The 15,833-nt window shown below is 71.3% G+C and carries 15 protein-coding genes and 3 pseudogenes; 6 read left to right on the top strand and 12 right to left on the bottom strand.

Features of this window, described 5'->3' with window-relative positions; genetic code table 11:
* Positions 1 to 73: 73 nt before the first annotated feature.
* A complete protein-coding gene (locus ACFVXK_RS16740) occupies positions 74 to 1,525 on the top strand; it encodes an FAD-dependent oxidoreductase (protein WP_389612304.1) in 1,452 nt (483 codons plus the stop codon).
* Positions 1,526 to 1,863: 338 nt separating this feature from the next.
* Here ACFVXK_RS16740 and ACFVXK_RS16735 read toward each other — a convergent pair whose 3' ends face one another.
* Together ACFVXK_RS16735 and ACFVXK_RS16730 are read right to left on the bottom strand one after the other, a co-directional pair.
* Complete coding sequence (locus ACFVXK_RS16735; RefSeq protein WP_389612303.1) at positions 1,864 to 2,595, bottom strand: alpha/beta fold hydrolase; 732 nt, start codon at positions 2,593 to 2,595, stop codon at positions 1,864 to 1,866.
* Positions 2,596 to 3,202: 607 nt separating this feature from the next.
* Positions 3,203 to 4,267 carry an aldo/keto reductase gene (locus ACFVXK_RS16730; protein ID WP_389612301.1) on the bottom strand — a complete coding sequence of 355 codons (1,065 nt, stop codon included), beginning with the start codon at positions 4,265 to 4,267 and terminating at the stop codon, positions 3,203 to 3,205.
* Between the two features lie 118 nt (positions 4,268 to 4,385).
* Between ACFVXK_RS16730 and ACFVXK_RS16725 the strand changes: the two genes are divergently transcribed.
* Positions 4,386 to 4,655, top strand: a complete 270-nt coding sequence (locus tag ACFVXK_RS16725; protein ID WP_389612300.1) for a hypothetical protein — start codon at positions 4,386 to 4,388, stop codon at positions 4,653 to 4,655.
* An 816-nt stretch (positions 4,656 to 5,471) separates the two neighbouring features.
* Here the strand turns inward: ACFVXK_RS16725 and ACFVXK_RS16720 are convergent.
* The 6 genes and pseudogenes from ACFVXK_RS16720 to ACFVXK_RS16695 form a co-directional block, all read right to left on the bottom strand.
* Positions 5,472 to 6,681, bottom strand: a pseudogene (locus tag ACFVXK_RS16720) (LLM class flavin-dependent oxidoreductase); the annotation flags it as partial.
* On the bottom strand, positions 6,681 to 7,721 hold the full coding sequence (locus ACFVXK_RS16715; protein WP_389612298.1) for an ABC transporter substrate-binding protein: 1,041 nt from the start codon (positions 7,719 to 7,721) through the stop codon (positions 6,681 to 6,683). The gene ACFVXK_RS16715 and the pseudogene ACFVXK_RS16720, both read right to left, overlap by 1 nt.
* Before the next feature lie 101 nt (positions 7,722 to 7,822).
* Positions 7,823 to 8,569 (bottom strand): ABC transporter ATP-binding protein, encoded by a 747-nt coding sequence (locus ACFVXK_RS16710; protein WP_389612296.1) that lies wholly within the window; start codon positions 8,567 to 8,569, stop codon positions 7,823 to 7,825.
* Complete coding sequence (locus ACFVXK_RS16705; RefSeq protein WP_389612294.1) at positions 8,542 to 9,414, bottom strand: ABC transporter permease; 873 nt, start codon at positions 9,412 to 9,414, stop codon at positions 8,542 to 8,544. The genes ACFVXK_RS16710 and ACFVXK_RS16705 overlap by 28 nt, the downstream gene beginning before the upstream one ends.
* A 179-nt stretch (positions 9,415 to 9,593) precedes the next feature.
* Complete coding sequence (locus ACFVXK_RS16700; RefSeq protein ID WP_389612320.1) at positions 9,594 to 9,677, bottom strand: putative leader peptide; 84 nt, start codon at positions 9,675 to 9,677, stop codon at positions 9,594 to 9,596.
* Positions 9,678 to 10,649: 972 nt separating this feature from the next.
* Positions 10,650 to 11,046, bottom strand: a pseudogene (locus ACFVXK_RS16695) (transposase); the annotation flags it as partial.
* A gap of 18 nt (positions 11,047 to 11,064) precedes the next feature.
* Here ACFVXK_RS16695 and ACFVXK_RS16690 point away from each other — a divergent pair.
* The 4 genes and pseudogenes from ACFVXK_RS16690 (at position 11,065) to ACFVXK_RS16675 (ending at position 12,776) form a co-directional block, all read left to right on the top strand.
* Entirely contained in the window at positions 11,065 to 11,367 is a 303-nt protein-coding gene (locus ACFVXK_RS16690) for a hypothetical protein (protein ID WP_389612292.1), read from the top strand.
* A 271-nt stretch (positions 11,368 to 11,638) separates the two neighbouring features.
* Positions 11,639 to 12,004, top strand: a complete 366-nt coding sequence (locus ACFVXK_RS16685) for an ArsR/SmtB family transcription factor (RefSeq protein WP_389612290.1) — start codon at positions 11,639 to 11,641, stop codon at positions 12,002 to 12,004.
* Between the two features lie 82 nt (positions 12,005 to 12,086).
* Positions 12,087 to 12,398, top strand: a complete 312-nt coding sequence (locus tag ACFVXK_RS16680) for an ArsR/SmtB family transcription factor (RefSeq protein ID WP_389612288.1) — start codon at positions 12,087 to 12,089, stop codon at positions 12,396 to 12,398.
* Between the two features lie 16 nt (positions 12,399 to 12,414).
* Positions 12,415 to 12,776: pseudogene (locus ACFVXK_RS16675) on the top strand (GNAT family N-acetyltransferase).
* Between the two features lie 104 nt (positions 12,777 to 12,880).
* Here ACFVXK_RS16675 and ACFVXK_RS16670 read toward each other — a convergent pair.
* The 4 genes from ACFVXK_RS16670 to ACFVXK_RS16655 all read right to left on the bottom strand — a co-directional run bounded on the left by ACFVXK_RS16670 (position 12,881) and on the right by ACFVXK_RS16655 (position 15,703).
* Positions 12,881 to 13,099, bottom strand: a complete 219-nt coding sequence (locus tag ACFVXK_RS16670) for a heavy-metal-associated domain-containing protein (RefSeq protein WP_389612286.1) — start codon at positions 13,097 to 13,099, stop codon at positions 12,881 to 12,883.
* Positions 13,096 to 14,145 carry a sulfite exporter TauE/SafE family protein gene (locus ACFVXK_RS16665; protein WP_389612284.1) on the bottom strand — a complete coding sequence of 350 codons (1,050 nt, stop codon included), beginning with the start codon at positions 14,143 to 14,145 and terminating at the stop codon, positions 13,096 to 13,098. The genes ACFVXK_RS16670 and ACFVXK_RS16665 overlap by 4 nt, the downstream gene beginning before the upstream one ends.
* A gap of 108 nt (positions 14,146 to 14,253) precedes the next feature.
* Positions 14,254 to 14,670: a hypothetical protein gene (locus ACFVXK_RS16660; RefSeq protein ID WP_389612282.1), complete on the bottom strand. Its 417-nt coding sequence runs from the start codon at positions 14,668 to 14,670 to the stop codon at positions 14,254 to 14,256.
* Positions 14,671 to 15,019: 349 nt separating this feature from the next.
* Complete coding sequence (locus ACFVXK_RS16655) at positions 15,020 to 15,703, bottom strand: hypothetical protein (RefSeq protein WP_389612280.1); 684 nt, start codon at positions 15,701 to 15,703, stop codon at positions 15,020 to 15,022.
* Between the last annotated feature and the right edge of the window lie 130 nt (positions 15,704 to 15,833).

Raw genomic sequence — 15,833 nt, 5'->3', positions numbered from 1 at the left:
CCGCGCGCATCTTCCCCCCAACCCGTACACCCGTACACCCGTACACCTGTACCGACCGTGGAGAGCCGTACCCGTGACCGATCCCGACCTCCTCCTCACCGGCACCTGGCCCCGCCCCGGCACCCCGCCGCCGGCCCGGCGCACCGCCTGGCTCCGCGACGCCCTGGCCGCCGAACCCGACGACGGCCGCGCACCGCAGCTGGTGGAGGAGGTGCGCTGCGACGTGCTCGTCGTGGGCGGCGGCTTCACCGGTCTGTGGACCGCCCTGGAGATCCTGCGGCGGGCCCCCGGCACGGACGTCGTGCTGATCGAGGCCGACGTGTGCGGAGCGGGCGCCAGCGGCGCCAACGCCGGCTATTTGATGCCGATGTGGGCACGGTTCAGCAGCCTGGTCGCCATCGGCGGCCACGAGGAGGCACGCCGCATCGGCGAGGCCTCCGCGCAGGCCGTCGACGAGATCCTCGACTTCGCCGGATCCCACGGCATCGACATCGAGCACCGGCGCGGCCCCTGGCTGTGGGCCGCCTCCGCCCCCGCCCAGCGCGGGGCCTGGCGGCATACCCTGGAGGACCTGCGGCGGGCCGGCGTCGAGCCGCTGCACGAGGTCTCCGCGGCGGAGTCGCGCCGCACCGTCGGCACCCGCAGCCACTTCGGCGGCGTCATCGACCCGGGCTGCGCCACCCTGCAGCCCGCCAAGCTGACCCGTGGGATGCGCCGCGTCGCACTGGACGAGGGCGTCCGCATCCACGAACGCACCCCGCTGACCGCCCTGCGCAACGCGCCCGGCGGCGCCACCACCGCGCACACGCCGTACGGCCGGGTGTTCGCGGACCGGGTCGTCCTGGCCGTCAACGCCTGGGCCGCACAGCTGGAGGACCTCGGCCGCCGCATGGTGACCGTGGCCAGCGACACAGTCCTGACCCGGCCTGTCCCGGAGCGGCTCGCGGCGCTCGGCTGGGACGGCGGGACCTCGGTCTGCGACGCGCGGCGGCGGCTGAACTACTACCGCACGACCCCGGACGGCAGGCTGGTCTTCGGCAAGGGCGGCTCCGGCGTGGCCTACGGCCATGCGGGACCCGACACCCTGTGGGGCGACGCCCTGCGCCCCGCCGAGCTCCACGCGCAGCTGGGTCGGCTCTTCCCGGAACTCGCCGACGCCCCGGTGGACATGGCCTGGACCGCGCCGGTCGAGTACTCGACCACCTCGCTGCCGTTCGCCGGCTGGCTGAAGACCGTCCCCGGGGTCTGCTACGCCACCGGCTACTCCGGGGACGGTGTGGGCCCGTCCCGGCTGATGGCCAAGGTGCTGGCCTCGCTCGTCCTGGGCACGAAGGACGAGTGGTCCGGCTCCGCCTTCACCCGCCCGCCGGGCGGCTGGCTCCCCCCGGAACCGGTCCGCTACCCGGGAGCTAGGCTGGTCATCCCCGCCCTGCGGGCGGTGGAACACCGCGAGGACCACGGCCGCCCCGTCCCGTCCCTCGTCAGGCGCCTCGCCTCGCTGGACCCCTCCAGCTTCCGCCGCTGACCGAGCCTCCGGGCCCCCGGACGCCGGCCGGTGCGGCGCTCACCTCCCCCTCCTCTGCCGGCGGGCGCTGCCGGGACCGGCCCGCCCTCCCGGACCGGCAGGTGCCTCTCGGACCGGACCAGGCCGCCCGCCGGCTCGGGGTGCGCCGTACGGACTTCGATCTGATCACCGGCCGGCTCGGGTTGGTTGTCCCCGGCCGGTTCGGTGGAGGTCGGCTACAAGCGGCAGGGCGGGGTGACCCGGATCCCCCTCTACGACTGTGCCGAGGCACGGTAGTCGTCACCAAGGCAGGCCGGTTGTCACTTTGGCTTGCCCGGGTGCTTGGCCCGACAGCGTCCTCAGTTGCGGGCGGGCAACTGTCGGGCGAAGCGGCGGACGGCGTCGCTGAAGGCATCCGGCGCGTCGAAGTTCGCCAGATGCCGGGCCCCAGGTATCAGTTCGACTCGGGCGTCGGGGTGCGCGCGGGCAAAGTCGCGCTCGCCGGTCCGGAAGACGGTGTCCTTCTCGCCGTTCAGGATCAAGACGGGAGCCGCCACGTGCCGCATGGCGCTCGCGTCGAAACGGCCGAGCACCTCGCCCCAGGCTGCCGGCAGCGTGTGGAACGCGTAGCCGGATCGTATGGTCGCCTCCACCACCTCGGGCGGGTAGAGCCGACGCAGCAGCCGGTCGTTCCATCGTGTCAGCCGCTGTGCGGATACGCGTGGCACGAGCCCCGCGGCCCATCGGTACGGCACCGCCCACGCACCGCGGGTCGAGGCACTGGCCCCCGCGAGAACGAGGCCGCGCAGTTGCCGTGGACGCCATCGGGCGAACTCCAGCGAGGTGTACCCGCCCAATGAGTGTCCGACGACCAGAGCGGGACCGCTGCCGAGTGACTCCACTGCGGCACCGATAACTTCCGTTGCCGCGTTCAGGCTCCAGGGTTGATCAGAGCGGCCACCGTGGCCCGGGAGGTCAACGGCTGCCACCGGAAATTCCTCACGCAGCGCGGCGAGCTGCGAGCTCCACTGCCCCGCGCTGAACCGCGTCCCGTGTACGAAGACAATGGGCGGTGCGTCCGCTGCCGTCATGAACAATCCCCCAGATCTGCGATCTCCTCAGGCCGACCCTAACGGGGGAGCTCACCGATACCGAGACGCCAAACCACTGGCACACGGGGACACGCAACCGGCCGACTCCGGCGATCCGTCACAGTCGGCGATCGGTCCCACTGGCGCGGTGCGGACGGCAGAGTTCTTGCCGGTGAGCAGCTCGGAGGGCAGCGGAACCCGGTGACGGCAACCCTGCTGCGCCAACAGCGGTGACAAGCAGCTTGCTGAGCCGGTGACACCGGCAGTGCTTCATCCCTACAAGACCGCAGGTCAGTACCGATCGTGTGGACAGCTTTCGTACTTCGGTACAACTCCTGAGCCGAAGCACGAAGGCAAGCGTGTTGTCACCAGTCCCGGATGAGGCGCCTGGCTGCGCCGTGACACGCTGGGAGTTGATACCAGGTCACGAGTGTTGCGACCAGTTCGGCCGACGCCGGCGAGGCGCACCTTCGACCTGGGGCGTGAGAACGGTAGACGTCAATGGGTTCGACGGAGTCCGATGGCTGAAGCGGTCCGAACACGGTCCGCCCGGACAGTGAACCGATCAAGGCGCCAGACCCTGGCTCTCGCTGTGGACGGCCGGCCATCAGCGGCGGGTCTCGATCCGCAGGCCGCCCGTGGTCACCTGGCGGATGGGGTCGCTCGCCAGCAGGTCGTGTGGCTGACCGAGCTGGATCGCGCTCGCCGCGTCCAGACGGGCCATCTGGGCGGCCGTGAACTCGATCTCGAGGGCGCCCAGGTTTTCCTCCAGCTGGGCAGGAGTGCGCGCCCCGATCAGGGTGGTTGCCACGCCCGGGTTCCGCAGGGTCCAGGCCAGCGCGACCTGGGCCGGGGTGCGACGCAGGTCTGCGGCGACCTCCCGGGCGACGCCGGCCATGGCCAGGTTGCGTTCGGTGAGGGTGCCCAAGGCGAGATTGTGGTTCCTGCGGGTGCTGTCGTCGTTGCCGGGGCTCGTCCCAGCCAGGTCGCCTCGGCCGTACTTGCCGCTGAGCACCCCGCCGCCCAGCGGTGAGTACGGGACCACGCCCAGGCCCAGTTCCCGTGCCATCGGGATCAGGTCGCGCTCCGCGGTGCGTTCGATCAGGCTGTACTCGAGCTGCAGCGCTACCAGCGGCGACCAGCCGCGCAGGTCCGCGATCGCCTGCATCCGGGACACCTGCCAGGCCGGGGTGTTGGAGATCGCCACGTACAGCACCTTGCCCTGCCGGACCAGGTCGTCCAGGCCGCGCAGGATCTCCTCGACGGGCGTGCGGAAGTCCCAGACGTGCAGGTACAGCAGGTCGATGTAGTCGGTGGCCAGCCGCCGCAGGCTTTGCTCCACCGAGCCGAACAGGGCCTTGCGGTGACCGCCCCCGGAGTTGGGGTCGCCGGGGCGGCGCAGCGTGGAGTACTTGGTCGCCAGCACCAGGCGTTCGCGCTCCTCGCGGGCGAACTCGCCCAACAGGCGCTCGGAGCTGCCGTCGGTGTAGGTGTCGGCGGTGTCGAGGAGGTTGCCGCCGAGCCCGACATAGTGGTCGAACAGCTTGCGGGCCTCGGCCCGCTCGGCACCCCAGCCCCACTCGGTCCCGAAGGTCGCGGTACCCAGGGCCAGCGGTGAGATCCGCAGTCCCGAGCGGCCCAGCAGCCGGTATTCGTCAAGGGCCAGTGCCATCAGGTCCTCCTGTGCTCGTGGTCTCTTGCCGGGACCGAGTCTGCGGCGGCGGCGGCCGCGGGGGTAAGGGACGGCCCTTCCTGGGAAGACCGGTCCTACCCTGACGGTTGGACCGGTCATGACGATGCGAACCATGGACGCCACCCAGGAGCTGGCCGCCTTCCTGCGGAGCAGGCGCGAAGGCCTCGACCCCGACCGGCTGGGCCTGCCGTCGCGTCGGCAGCCCCGGCGAACGGCGGGGCTGCGCCGGGAGGAGGTCGCCGAACTGGCAGGGGTGAGCACCGACTATGCACCCGACGGAGATTCCCGGGCGTCGGGCGAGCCCGAGCCGGCCGCACGCCCGGTGGACACGAGCAGCGACGGGCCCTGCGCCCCGGCACCCCCCTGAACACCACCGCTGCCCCCGCAGGCAGTCGCTGCACCCACCAGTACGACCAGCGGCAGACCGAGACAACCCCACGCTCTCGCACACCACACACCGACCACTCCTGTCACCGGAGACAGGGCTCCGACGTTCCGGCCGGCTCGACGGTTCCGCAGGCAGCCGCCCGCGTCAGGCGCGGTTGGCCGCGAGGGCGCCCGGGGGGCTGAGGCGACGCTGAGCGGCTTCGGCCGGGGTCACGAGGCGACCGTCAGAGCGTGCATCAAGGGACAGTCGATGTCCGCATCGACGGCAGCAGGGAGGTTCCGTCGGGAAGCTCGGACCCGAATCCAGTCGGAGGCACGTGGCATCGTGCTGCGTCGGGGAGGCAGTCGCTGCAGCCCCTCACGACGAGGCGTCCCGGAGCCAGGTGGGGGCCGGCCTCGATGACGTGGTCAAAGTCGTCCCTGTCGTCGTCGGGCCGATGTGCAAGGACCCGGACGCTTACTGCCACGGTGACGTTGACGGCGGTGCCGGTGGCCGGGGCGTCGGTGATGCCCAGCCCGTCCAGGATGGGGCGGCTGCGGGCACACAGCCGCGCATCGCACGCCTCGGCAGTCTGGAGGCTGCCAGGCCGCCCTGGGTGGCGGCGGCCCTCACCCGGAACTGCCGCACCCGGCCAGATGGACGCCGGGTGCCCGTCGGCTGGTGGATCGGACGGGCGGTCCGCAGCCTTCGAGTCAGCGGCCGGTCGATGGTCGAGGCGTCGGCGCGGGTCGCGAAGCGCCAGATGGATCGCCTCGTGACCCGCACCTCGGCCTCCTCGCGGAACCGGCGCCGCAGCCGGCCGCCAGCTGCTGCGGCGATCGGCTCAGCGCCGGCTTCTCCTCCACGACGGCGCGCAGGGCCGGCGGCCGGGAGAGGCCGGCACGCCGGAGAGGCCGGCGTGCCCGGCGGCTCAGGACCCGAGCAGTCCGCGCGCCGCCAGTTCCGGGGTCACCCCTTCGCCGAACCAGTACGCCTCCTCCAGATGCGGATAGCCCGAAAGGACGAAGTTCTCGATCCCGAGCGCGTGGTACTCATCGATCCGGTCGGCCACGTCCGCGTGGCTGCCGACCAGGGCCGTACCCGCGCCGCCGCGGACCAGCCCGACCCCGGCCCACAGGTTCGGGGAGATCTCCAGGCCGTCCCGCGAGCCGCCGTGCAGGGCCAGCATCCGCTGCTGCCCCACCGACTCGCTGGAGCCCAGCAACGTCTGCGCCCTCGTGATGTCCGCGTCCGACAGGTCCCCGAGCAGCCGGTCCGCCGCGCCCCAGGCCTCCTTCGCCGAGTCGCGCGAGATGGTGTGCAGCCGGATGCCGAAGCGGACCGTCCGCCCCCGCTCCTCGGCCAGCGAGCGGATCCAGTCGATCTTCTGCTTCACCTGCTGAGGCGGCTCGCCCCAGGTCAGGTAAACGTCGGCGTGCTCGGCGGCGACCGGGCCCGCTGCTGCCGAGGACCCGCCGAAGAAGATCTCCGGCAGCGGATCGGGCGGCAGTGCGGTCAGCCCCCCGTCGATCCGGTAGTGCTCGCCGTGGAAGTCGAACGGCTCCCCGCGCCAGGCCCCCCGTACGACCGACAGGAACTCGGCGGTGCGCTCGTAGCGGCGGTCGTGGTCGAGGTGGTCCCCGAAGCGCCGCTGCTCCGCAGAGTCGCCGCCCGTCACCACGTTGAGCAGAAGCCGGCCGCGGGTGATGCGCTGGTAGGTCGAGGCCATCTGGGCCGCCAGCGTCGGCGAGATGAGCCCGGGCCGGAACGCCACCAGGAACTTCAGCCGCTCGGTGTGCTGCGCGAGCGCCACGGTGGTCAGCCAGGCGTCCTCGCACCAGGTCCCCGTCGGGGTCAGCACCGCCTCGAAGCCGAGCCGTTCGGCGGCCTTCGCGATCTGCGCGAGGTACTCGATGTCCGGCTCGCGAAGCCCGGGCGCCGCGGTGTTGTGCGCGTAGGCGTGCCGGTCCACCAGGGTGCGGCCGTCGCCGCCCGTGGGCAGGAACCAGTGCAGACGGACCGTCATCAGGAGTCCTTCCCGTAGGTGCGCGGGGCGGTGGTGGAGGGCGGCAGGTCGCCGTTGAAGCGGGTGTCGACGACGTCCTTGAAGACGACCTTGCCCGGGATCAGCTTCAACTCGGTGAAGGTGTCGGCGATCTTCTGCTCGGAGGCGACCGCCGCGTCGTCCACGGCGACCGGCACGCGGGTGCCGTTGCTGCGCTTGACCGCGTCGAAGGCCACCTCGTACGGGAGGCCGGTCTCCTTCGACCAGACCTTCGCCCACTCCTCCGGGTGCTTGAACACCCAGTCCTGGGCGCGCCGGACGCGTGCCAGGTAGTCGCCGATGGCCTTGGACTTGGCCTGGTCCTCCAGGGCGGAGGGCGCCGCGACCTGGAATCCGAGGCCGTTGACGACACCCTCGCCCGAGGTGAGGACGCGGGCGCCGGTCCGCAGCACCTGGGAGGTGTACGGGTCCCAGACCGCCCAGGCGTCGACACTGCCACTGTTGAAGGCGGCCAGCGCGTCGGCGGGCTGGAGGAAGTTGATCGTCACATCCGTGGGCTTCAGGCCGGCCTGCTCCAGGCTCGCGATGAGCTGGAAGTGGGCGGAACTGCCCTGCGCCACAGCGATCTTCTTGCCGCGCAGCTCGGCGGCGGACTGGAGCGTGGAGCCCTTCGGTACGAGGAGCGCCTCACCCGAGGAGGAGCCGTGCGTGGCCGCCACGACGGCGATCTTCGACTTGGCGGCCGCGGCGAACACCGGCGGGGTGTTGCCCACGCCGCCGATGTCCACGGCCTTGGCGTTGACGGCTTCCAGCAGCGGCGGACCGGAGGTGAAGGTGGACCACTTGATGGTGTAGTCGAGGTTCTCCAGCTCGCCGGCGGCTTTCAGCAGCGACTCGGATCCGCCCTTCTGGTCCCCGACGCTGAGCGTGACCTTCGTGGTGCTCTTGGCGTCCCCAGCGGCGGTCGGGCCGCTGTCAGTCGCGGAGTTCCCGCCGCAGGCGGTCAGGACCAGGGACAGCGGGACCAGGGCGGCGAGCACGGGCAGGGAATGGCGTGTCATGTCGCTTCTCTTCGTTCTCTTGACGGGTGAAAGATCTTCTGGGTGGGGACGGGGTCTTCGGGCCACAGCCCTACGGGCGCGGGCCCTTGAGCCAACAGGACTCAGACGACGCCGAGTTCGGTGAGCAGCCGGGCGCGCAACGCCGCGAAGCCCGGGTCACCGACCTCGCGCGGCCGCTCCAGCGGGACCTGCGTGTCGTAGGCGATCCGTCCCCCGTCCATCACCAGCACGCGGTCGGCCAGCAGCACGGCCTCGTCCACGTCGTGCGTGACCAGCAGCACCGCGCAGCCGCGCCGCTGCCACAGCCGGGCCACCAGCTGCTGGGCCTTGATCCGGGTGAGGGCGTCGAGGGCGCCGAACGGCTCGTCCAGCAGCAGCAGATCGGGTTCGCGCACCAGCGCCCGGGCCAGGGACGCCCGCTGGGCCTCACCACCGGACAAGGTCTTGGGCCAGGCGTCCGTACGGTGCTCCAGCCCGACCTCGGCCAGGGCCAGCTCGGCGCGTTCGCGTCCCGGCTTGCCGGGCAGGCCGAGCAGAACGTTGCGCCAGACGCGCTTCCAGGGCATCAGCCGGGGCGCCTGGAAGGCCACGGCCCGCCGCTCCGGTACGAGGACATCGCCCTCGATCTCCCGGTCCAGGCCGGCGAGTACGCGCAGCAGGGTGGACTTGCCGCAGCCGCTGCGCCCGAGGAGCACGGTGAACTCGCCGGTCCGCAGGGTCAGATCGAGCCCGTCGATGACGGCCCGCCCGTCGAAGGAGCGGGTCAGAGCGGTGACCCGGACGGCGGTGCCGGCGTCCGTGGCCGCGGAGGAAGTGGCGGCTACTGCCCCGTGAACGTCGGTCGCCATTGCAGCAGCAGCCTTTCGAGAGTGCGGACGACGAGGTCGGCGGCCAGGCCGAGGAAGGCGTAGACGACGAGGCACACGACGATCACATCGGTGCGGAAGAACTCCCGCGCCTGGTTCATGAGGAAGCCGATACCGGCGTCGGCGTTGATGGACTCCCCGAACACCAGCGCCAGCCACGCGGTCGCGAGGGAGTAGCGCAACCCGGTCATGAAGCCCGGAAGCGCCCCCGGCAGCACCACGTGCCGCACCAGACCCCAACGGCTGAGGCCCAGTACCTGGCCCGCCTCGATCAGCTGCTCGTCCACCCCGCGGATCCCCGCGTACACGTTGAGGTACAGGTGGAAGGCCGTGCCGAGGGCGATCAGCGCGACCTTGGGGGCCTCCCCGATGCCCATCCAGATGATGAACAGGGGAATCAGGCCGACCCACGGCACCGTGCGCAGCATCTGCACGCTCGCGTCGATGAGGTCCTCGCCGAGCCGGGACAGTCCGGACAACAGCGCGAGGACCGTCCCTGCCGTGCCGCCTATGACCAGCCCGATCGAGACGCGTTGCAAGGACACGGCCATCGCCCCGGGAAGCGTCCCGTCGCCGATCAGGTCCGCCCCCGTGGAGGCGATGGTCGACGGTGGCGCGAGGGCGTCGGCCGGCAGCCACCCGAGGGTGCTGGCCAGCTGCCACAGCGCGACCAGCAGCAGGGGCCCGGTCGTCCTGCGGATCCAGCGGGGTACGGTACGCCGCCGGGCGGAGGACGGCTTGACCGCCACCAGTGCGGGGGAGTCCGGGGGTGAAGGGTCGGATGCCGGTGTGGCGGATATTTCCGGTGGCGCGTGGCCGATGGTCATGGAGGCTCCACGAAGACAAGGTGGGGAGGCAGGGGCACGCACCGCCCTGGCAGACCTCGCCCCGGCGTGGAGGGGGCAGGGAGGATCTTCAGGGCGGTTCAGGCGCGCGCGGGCATGCCGGGGGAGAGCGCGGAGCGCTCGTGACGCGTCAGAGACGGAGGGGCGTCAGGAAGAGGGCGTCAGCAGCCGCGGCAACAGGCGGCGGAAGCCACCCGCAGCAGGTCGACGTGACCGCGCGTGGTGAGCATGACTGAACGCAACATGCGGCGAAACCTAGCCATCCGGCCGGGCGCGGGTCAACGGCGTCTCGCACACTGGACTGGCCGTCCCTGATACCGGGCGCCACGCGGGGCGCGCAGGCCGGAAGAGAAGGCCCGGAAGGGACGACTGCAGTTCGTCGGGCAATGGATCTTGTGGCACCGCGCGGTGAGCTGACGCGATGGCTTGACTCTGGCACGACTTCTGGATGCCGTTGATGATCTTCGCTCGGCGGGGTGAACCGCACTCGACATGCTGTTCGTGAGGGCGGTCGTTGTGCTGCTCTTGTCGGGCGGCAACTCGCGGGGCACTGCGGCGCTGTGGATTCGTGATCGCCTGGACGAGTTGTTCGTCGACGAGGACGTCGCCGCTCGGTGTCCGGCGAACGGACGGCTTCGACTTTCCGTGCTGAGCGAGTTCCGTGACCGGCTGGCCGAAGGAGATCGCGCTGACCGGCTGCTGGCGGTGTTGGTCGAACGTCTCGTGGCCGCGGGTCTGGTCGAACGCAGTGGTCGGGTCCGGACCGATTCGACCCACGTGCTGGCGGCCGTCCGCCGGCTCAACCGGGGTGAACTGGTCGGCGAGACACTACGGATGGCTCTGGAACAGCTGGTGGCCCATGGTGAGGAGTGGCTGGCCGGGCTCGCCACGGCGGCCTGGGGTGACCGCTATGGCCGCCCAGCCCGTTATGAGCGGCCTCCGTGGGAAGGCGATGCCCTGATCGCATACGTCTTGCGGGTCGGCCAGGACGACATGAACATCCTGCGAGCTGTTCATGACGCCGGTGCCCCACCCGGGCTCCGGGCACTGCCCGCTGTTGAGCTGCTGCGGCAGGTCTGGGTCCAGCAGTACTGGACCGACGAGGACGGCCGGCTGTGCTGGCGGGGCCGAAATCCAGTCGGGACCGGGCAAGCCGCCGGACCACGGAGCGGCGCAACACGGGCAAGGCATCAGCGGACGGCCGGTTGGTTTGTAGGTCAGATGTGGTTGCTGGTGAGGCGTCCGTCGAAGGCGATGTCGAAGGCCGGGAGGGCTCGCTTCCAGCGGGTGGTCCAGCGTTTGCGGCCGGCGCCGGTCGGGTCCAGGGACAGCACCGCGAGGTAGACCCACTTCATGGCCGCGTTCTCCGAGGGGAAGTGGCCACGGGCCCTGACCGCCCGGCGGATGCGGGCGTTCACGGACTCGATCGCGTTCGTGGTGCAGACGATTCGGCGGATCTCGGCGTCGAACTGCAGGAACGGAAGGAACTCGGCCCACGCGTTCTCCCACAGCCGGACGATCGCCGGATACTTCTGCCCCCATTCCTCGCAGAATTCGCAGGAATCGACTGGTGGCAGCGTCCTCGGTCGGAGCGGTGTAGACCGGTTTCACTTCACCGGCCGCCTTCTACACGTGGCCGAGTGCCGCAGTCCCGAGGCGTTCGCCGGGCGGCGGGTCGTGGTGGTGGGCGCGGGCGACTCCGCGGTGCAGGCCGCCTCCGAGCTCGCCCGTACCAGCCGGACCACGCTCGCGACCCGGGCCCGGCCCCGCGCGGCCGGCTGCTGCGCACCCCGCCCGCCCAGCCCGTCCTGGACGGCGGCCGCTACCGCACCACGCTCGCCGCGGGCCTGCCCGACCGCCGGCCGATATTCACCGCCCTGGACGGCGACACGGTCACTTGGGCGGACGGGGCGATGGAGCGAGTGGACGCGGTGATCCCGGCGACCGGCCACCGGCCCCACCTTCCCTACCTCACCGGCCTGGACGGCGCACTGGATACAGCCGGGCGACCCCGGCACCGCGGCGGCGCCTCCCACGCTCACCCGGGTCTCGCGTTCGTTGGGCTGGAGTGGCAGCGCAGCCTGTCCTCGAACAGCCTGCGCGGCGTGGGCCGGGGTACGGGCCGGGCCGCCCGACGCCTCGCCGCACACTCGGCCCGGACGTGACCCCCCTGCCGCCTTGGTTCGACATATGTCAAAATAGACGTATGTCGAATGCGAAGGTTCTGCCGCTCCTGGAGCCCGATGTCGTTGTGTGCTGCCCGCCGCTGACCGAGCGCCCCATGTCCGCCGACGAGGCCGAGACCGCCGCGAAGATGTTCAAGGCGCTCGGCGACCCCGTCCGCCTGCGCCTGTTCTCCGCCGTCGCCTCGCATGAGGGCGGAGAGGCGTGCGTGTGCGACATCTCCGACGTCGGGGTGTCCCAGCCGACGGTCTCCCACCACCTGAAGAAGCTGAAGGAGGCCGGCCTCCTGTCCTCCGAGCGCCGGGGCACGTGGGTGTACTACCGGGTCGAGCCCTCCGTCCTCGCCGCCATGGGCGCACTGCTGTCCGGCGCCGCGAAGGCGGCGTAGGGCTCCTCCCGGTCGGGTCGATCGGTAGCCTCCTTCATCGTTCATCGATTATCGTCGATTAACGATGAAGGAGGTCCTGTTCGTGCTCAGTGAAGATGACGCCCGCGTGTATGCGGGCTGGTTCAAGGCCCTGGCCGACCCCACCCGCGTGCGCCTGCTGCACCTGCTGGCCGGCGAGGGCCGGGCGATGAGCGTGGGCGAGATCGTGGAGCGGGCCGAGGTCGGCCAGTCGACGGTCTCCCACCACCTCAAGATCCTGGCCGAGGTGCGGTTCGTCCTGGCCGAACGCCAGAGCACTTCCACCCTCTACACGGTCAACCGCACCTGCCAGAGCGTCTTCCCCCGCGCCGTGTCCGCGATCCTCGGCGAGGAGGCACCCGCCGGTGACTGCTGAGATCCGCATCGCGGCGATGACGGCCGGGCACGCCCAGCAGGTACTGGCGATCTACCAGGCCGGAATCGAGGAGGGCAACGCCACCTTCGAGACCCAGGCACCAGCCTGGGACGTCTTCGACGCCGGGAAGCTGTCCGCGCACCGGACCCCGGCGCCCGCGGCGCCGCTCGCCGCTTCCTCGCGGCGCTGGTCGAGTCGACCGAGGCCGCCGGGATCTGGACGATCCAGTCCGGGATCTTCCCCGAGAACACCGCCAGCCTCGCCGTCCACAAGCGGGCGGGTTTCCGGGTGATCGGAACCCGTGAGCGCATCGGCCGACACCTCGGGGTGTGGCGTGACGTCGTACTGCTGGAACGCCGCAGCCCGCAGATCCGCTGAAGCACTGCACCGGCCTACTCGGGCAGATCCCTCTCCCGTGGATCGGGGCCGCGCCGGACAGGGGGCGCCGCCCGGGTGCGCGGATGCGGGCGGCGGCCCCCGCTTCAGTCGAGGTGGCGGCCCTGGTATCCGGCTTCGGCGATGGCGGCGATGATCAGTTCCGGGTCCACGGGGTTGACGCACTCGACGACGGTGCGTTCAGTGCGTACGTCCGTGAAGCTGGTGGTGACGCCGGGGAGTTCTTCGATTTCGTCGTCGATGAGGAGGCCGCAGCTGTTGCAGTGCGTGCCGGTGACGGCGAAGGTCATGCGGGTGGTGCTCACTTGGCGGTCTCCGGGTTCTGGCCGGGGTCGTTGAAGGTGATCTGGCCGCCGTACATGCCCATGCCGCAGGTGAAGGAGAGGGTGCCGACCTTGGGTGTGCCGAGGTCGATGGCCTTCTCGCCGGTGACGGGCAGGACCTCTTGGACGCCGCGGTCGGGGACGACGAAGGAGCGGACGCAGCCGTTCGTGCCGTGGGTCGCGACGACGAGCTTGGTGGGTACCCCGGCCCGGGCGGTGACGGCGCTGGGTGTGTAGGAGTTCGTGCGGACCTGCAGGGTGATCGTCTGGGTGCCGTCGGCATCGGTCCGTACCGTCTGGGCGGGAACGCCGGCCGCGACCGCCGAAGGAGCGGGGGTGGGCCACCAGCCGCCCAGGCGCAGTCCGGATCCCAGGGTCCACACGGCGACGAGCAGGACGATGACGCCGGTGACCGCCGTGAGGCGGCCCTGCCACAGCTTGGCGGCCGAGCGCAGGAGGAATCCGAGGACGGCGAAGAGCGGCCCCGTGCCGAGGACGAAGCCGGCCATGACCGCCGCCCCCGTGTACGGGGAGCCGGAGGTGACGGCGATCAGCTCCACGCTCATCGTCACCCCGCAGGGGATCAGGACCGTCAGGAAGCCGAGGACGGCCGGGGTGGTGACCGCGGTGGACTTCGCCGAGCGGCGCACCCGCCGGCCCCAGGAGGCAGGCAGCCGCGGCACCAGGTGCCGCACGGCCCGCACGCCGAGCATGTCGAGGGCGAACACCGCCATCAGGACGGCGCTGGCCACGAGCAGGGCCGCACGCGCCTGCGGGCCGGGCTGGACGGCGGCGCCGACGAGCCCGAGGACGGCACCGAGGAGGGCGTGGGAGGCGAGCTTGGCGCCGAGGAATGCGGCGACGGGCGTGAGCAGCCCGCTGCGCTCCCACGCTTCGGCCGACCAGGCGGTGGCGCGGCGGCCGACGGCGCCGGCGAGCAGGCCGCCCTGGACGGCGGCGCAGGAGGCGCCGCCGGCGAAGAGGCCGGTGGTCACACCGGTGAGGAAGAGGGTGCTGGTGGAAGCCATGGAGGAAGAGGTCTCCTCTGAGAAAGGGGGAAGCCGGAGCAAGGACACGGCAAGGCACCCGCCGGCCCGAAGGGCCCGTGAAGGGCTGGGGGCGGGAGCCGGGACTGCTCAGGTCCGGCTGACGCAGAGGAGCGAGACGGGATCGGGAGCCCGAGGCCAGCCACAGGAGACTCCCAGCGGGCGCGCCGACCGGGCGGCGAGGACGGGAGCCTCTGCCAGGACGGCGGGGCCGGGCGCGGTGAACCTGACGGGAGCCGGGGGCTGTGCGGAGGCCAGCGGGCACTCCATGGCCATCGCCGGGCAGCCGTCACCACCTTGATCTGCTACAGCCGGTCCATGGGAAGCGGCCGCTCCGTCCGCCATGGCGGGCGTGCCCAAACCGATGGCCATGCCGCCCATCACGGGGGGCATGCGCATCGTGTCCGCATGGCCGGGCCCCGACATCAGGCACGCGCACAGCAGCAGCACACCGGCCAGCAGGGTGGCGAGTGCCGGCTGCGGGCGCCGGGCCGAACGGATGGGCATGCCCGTGATGCTAGCGAGGCCGCGCCTTCAACCGGACGCCGGGCCGGCAGACACGCACGGCCCCGTAACAGGCCAGGGGCAGCATCGCGAGCGGGTGCGGGCGCGGTGCGTCCACGGCGCGGTCGAGCTGAGCGAACAGGAGACTGGCTTCAGCCTTCTGCCGGTGGAGTAACCCACCCTGGGTGGAGCCGGCGTGGGCTTTGTGGGCGCCGAAGCGCGGGGCGTCGACTGGCCCGGACGGTCCGGCCCCCAGCGCCCAGCGCGGCTCAGCGGCCTAAAGGCAGGGCCGTGCTTCCCCGCCCGGGCTTGCCCGGGGCAGGGTGCTGGGGCTGGAGGTAGGAACGCGCGATCAGTCGAACTCCATGCCGAAGTACGGGTTGGGTTCGCCTGTGTAGGGGTCGATGCCGGACTCCCAGCGCCGTTGTTCCTCGCGCCAGTGGACGAAGTGCGGTGCGGGCTCTCCCCAGAGAGACGCATCACTGAGCGGGCACGCGTCGAAGCCCTCGGCGAACAGGCGGCGGAGGAACTCCACCATTCCGCAGTCGTAGATCTTCCAGTGGGGCCAGCCGTGCCGTTCCCAGACGATGACCTGCCATTTGTCGGGGTCCTCAGCAACGGCAACCCAGCCGGTGATGTCAGCTCCGCAGCTGCTGCCCCAGGCGATGACGGAATCAGGGCTTGCGCTGACACCGTCGGGTCCTCCTTCGGTCGCCCATATGTGCCGCATGATGGCGGTCTCGCCCGCCATGCTTCCGAATCCCGGGCCGTCTGGTGCCTGTGTAGTCGCTTCGGGAGTGAAAACGCCGAACGCGTCATCTATGCCCCCAGCTCCGTAGGTGGCCATGAAGGCTGTGTAGTCGGAAGGGAATCCGACTCCCCAAGCTCGTCGCATCGCGTCCCAGTCCACCTGCTCATCCGCACCGTCATGGGCGGGCATGACGGACAGAAGTGCGGCGAGAGGTGTTTCCTCAGGTGGCATGGCTCCTCCAGCACTGTGCTCGTGTGGGCGCAACATATCCGGCGTCACCGACATCGGGTCTCCTGGGGCGTGGGAACGAAGCAGGTCAGACCCATCTTCTGCCGCCACTTGCGACAACTGGCGCCGTCTGCTGTGAGCACAGGGTGCGGCCTGCAGTGCGAGCGGCAGTTGTCTGGTCAGCGAA

Source organism: Streptomyces sp. NPDC058157 (assembly GCF_042884105.1).
Taxonomy (GTDB): Bacteria; Actinomycetota; Actinomycetes; order Streptomycetales; family Streptomycetaceae; genus Streptomyces.
This window is presented reverse-complemented; position numbering and strand designations above follow the sequence as displayed.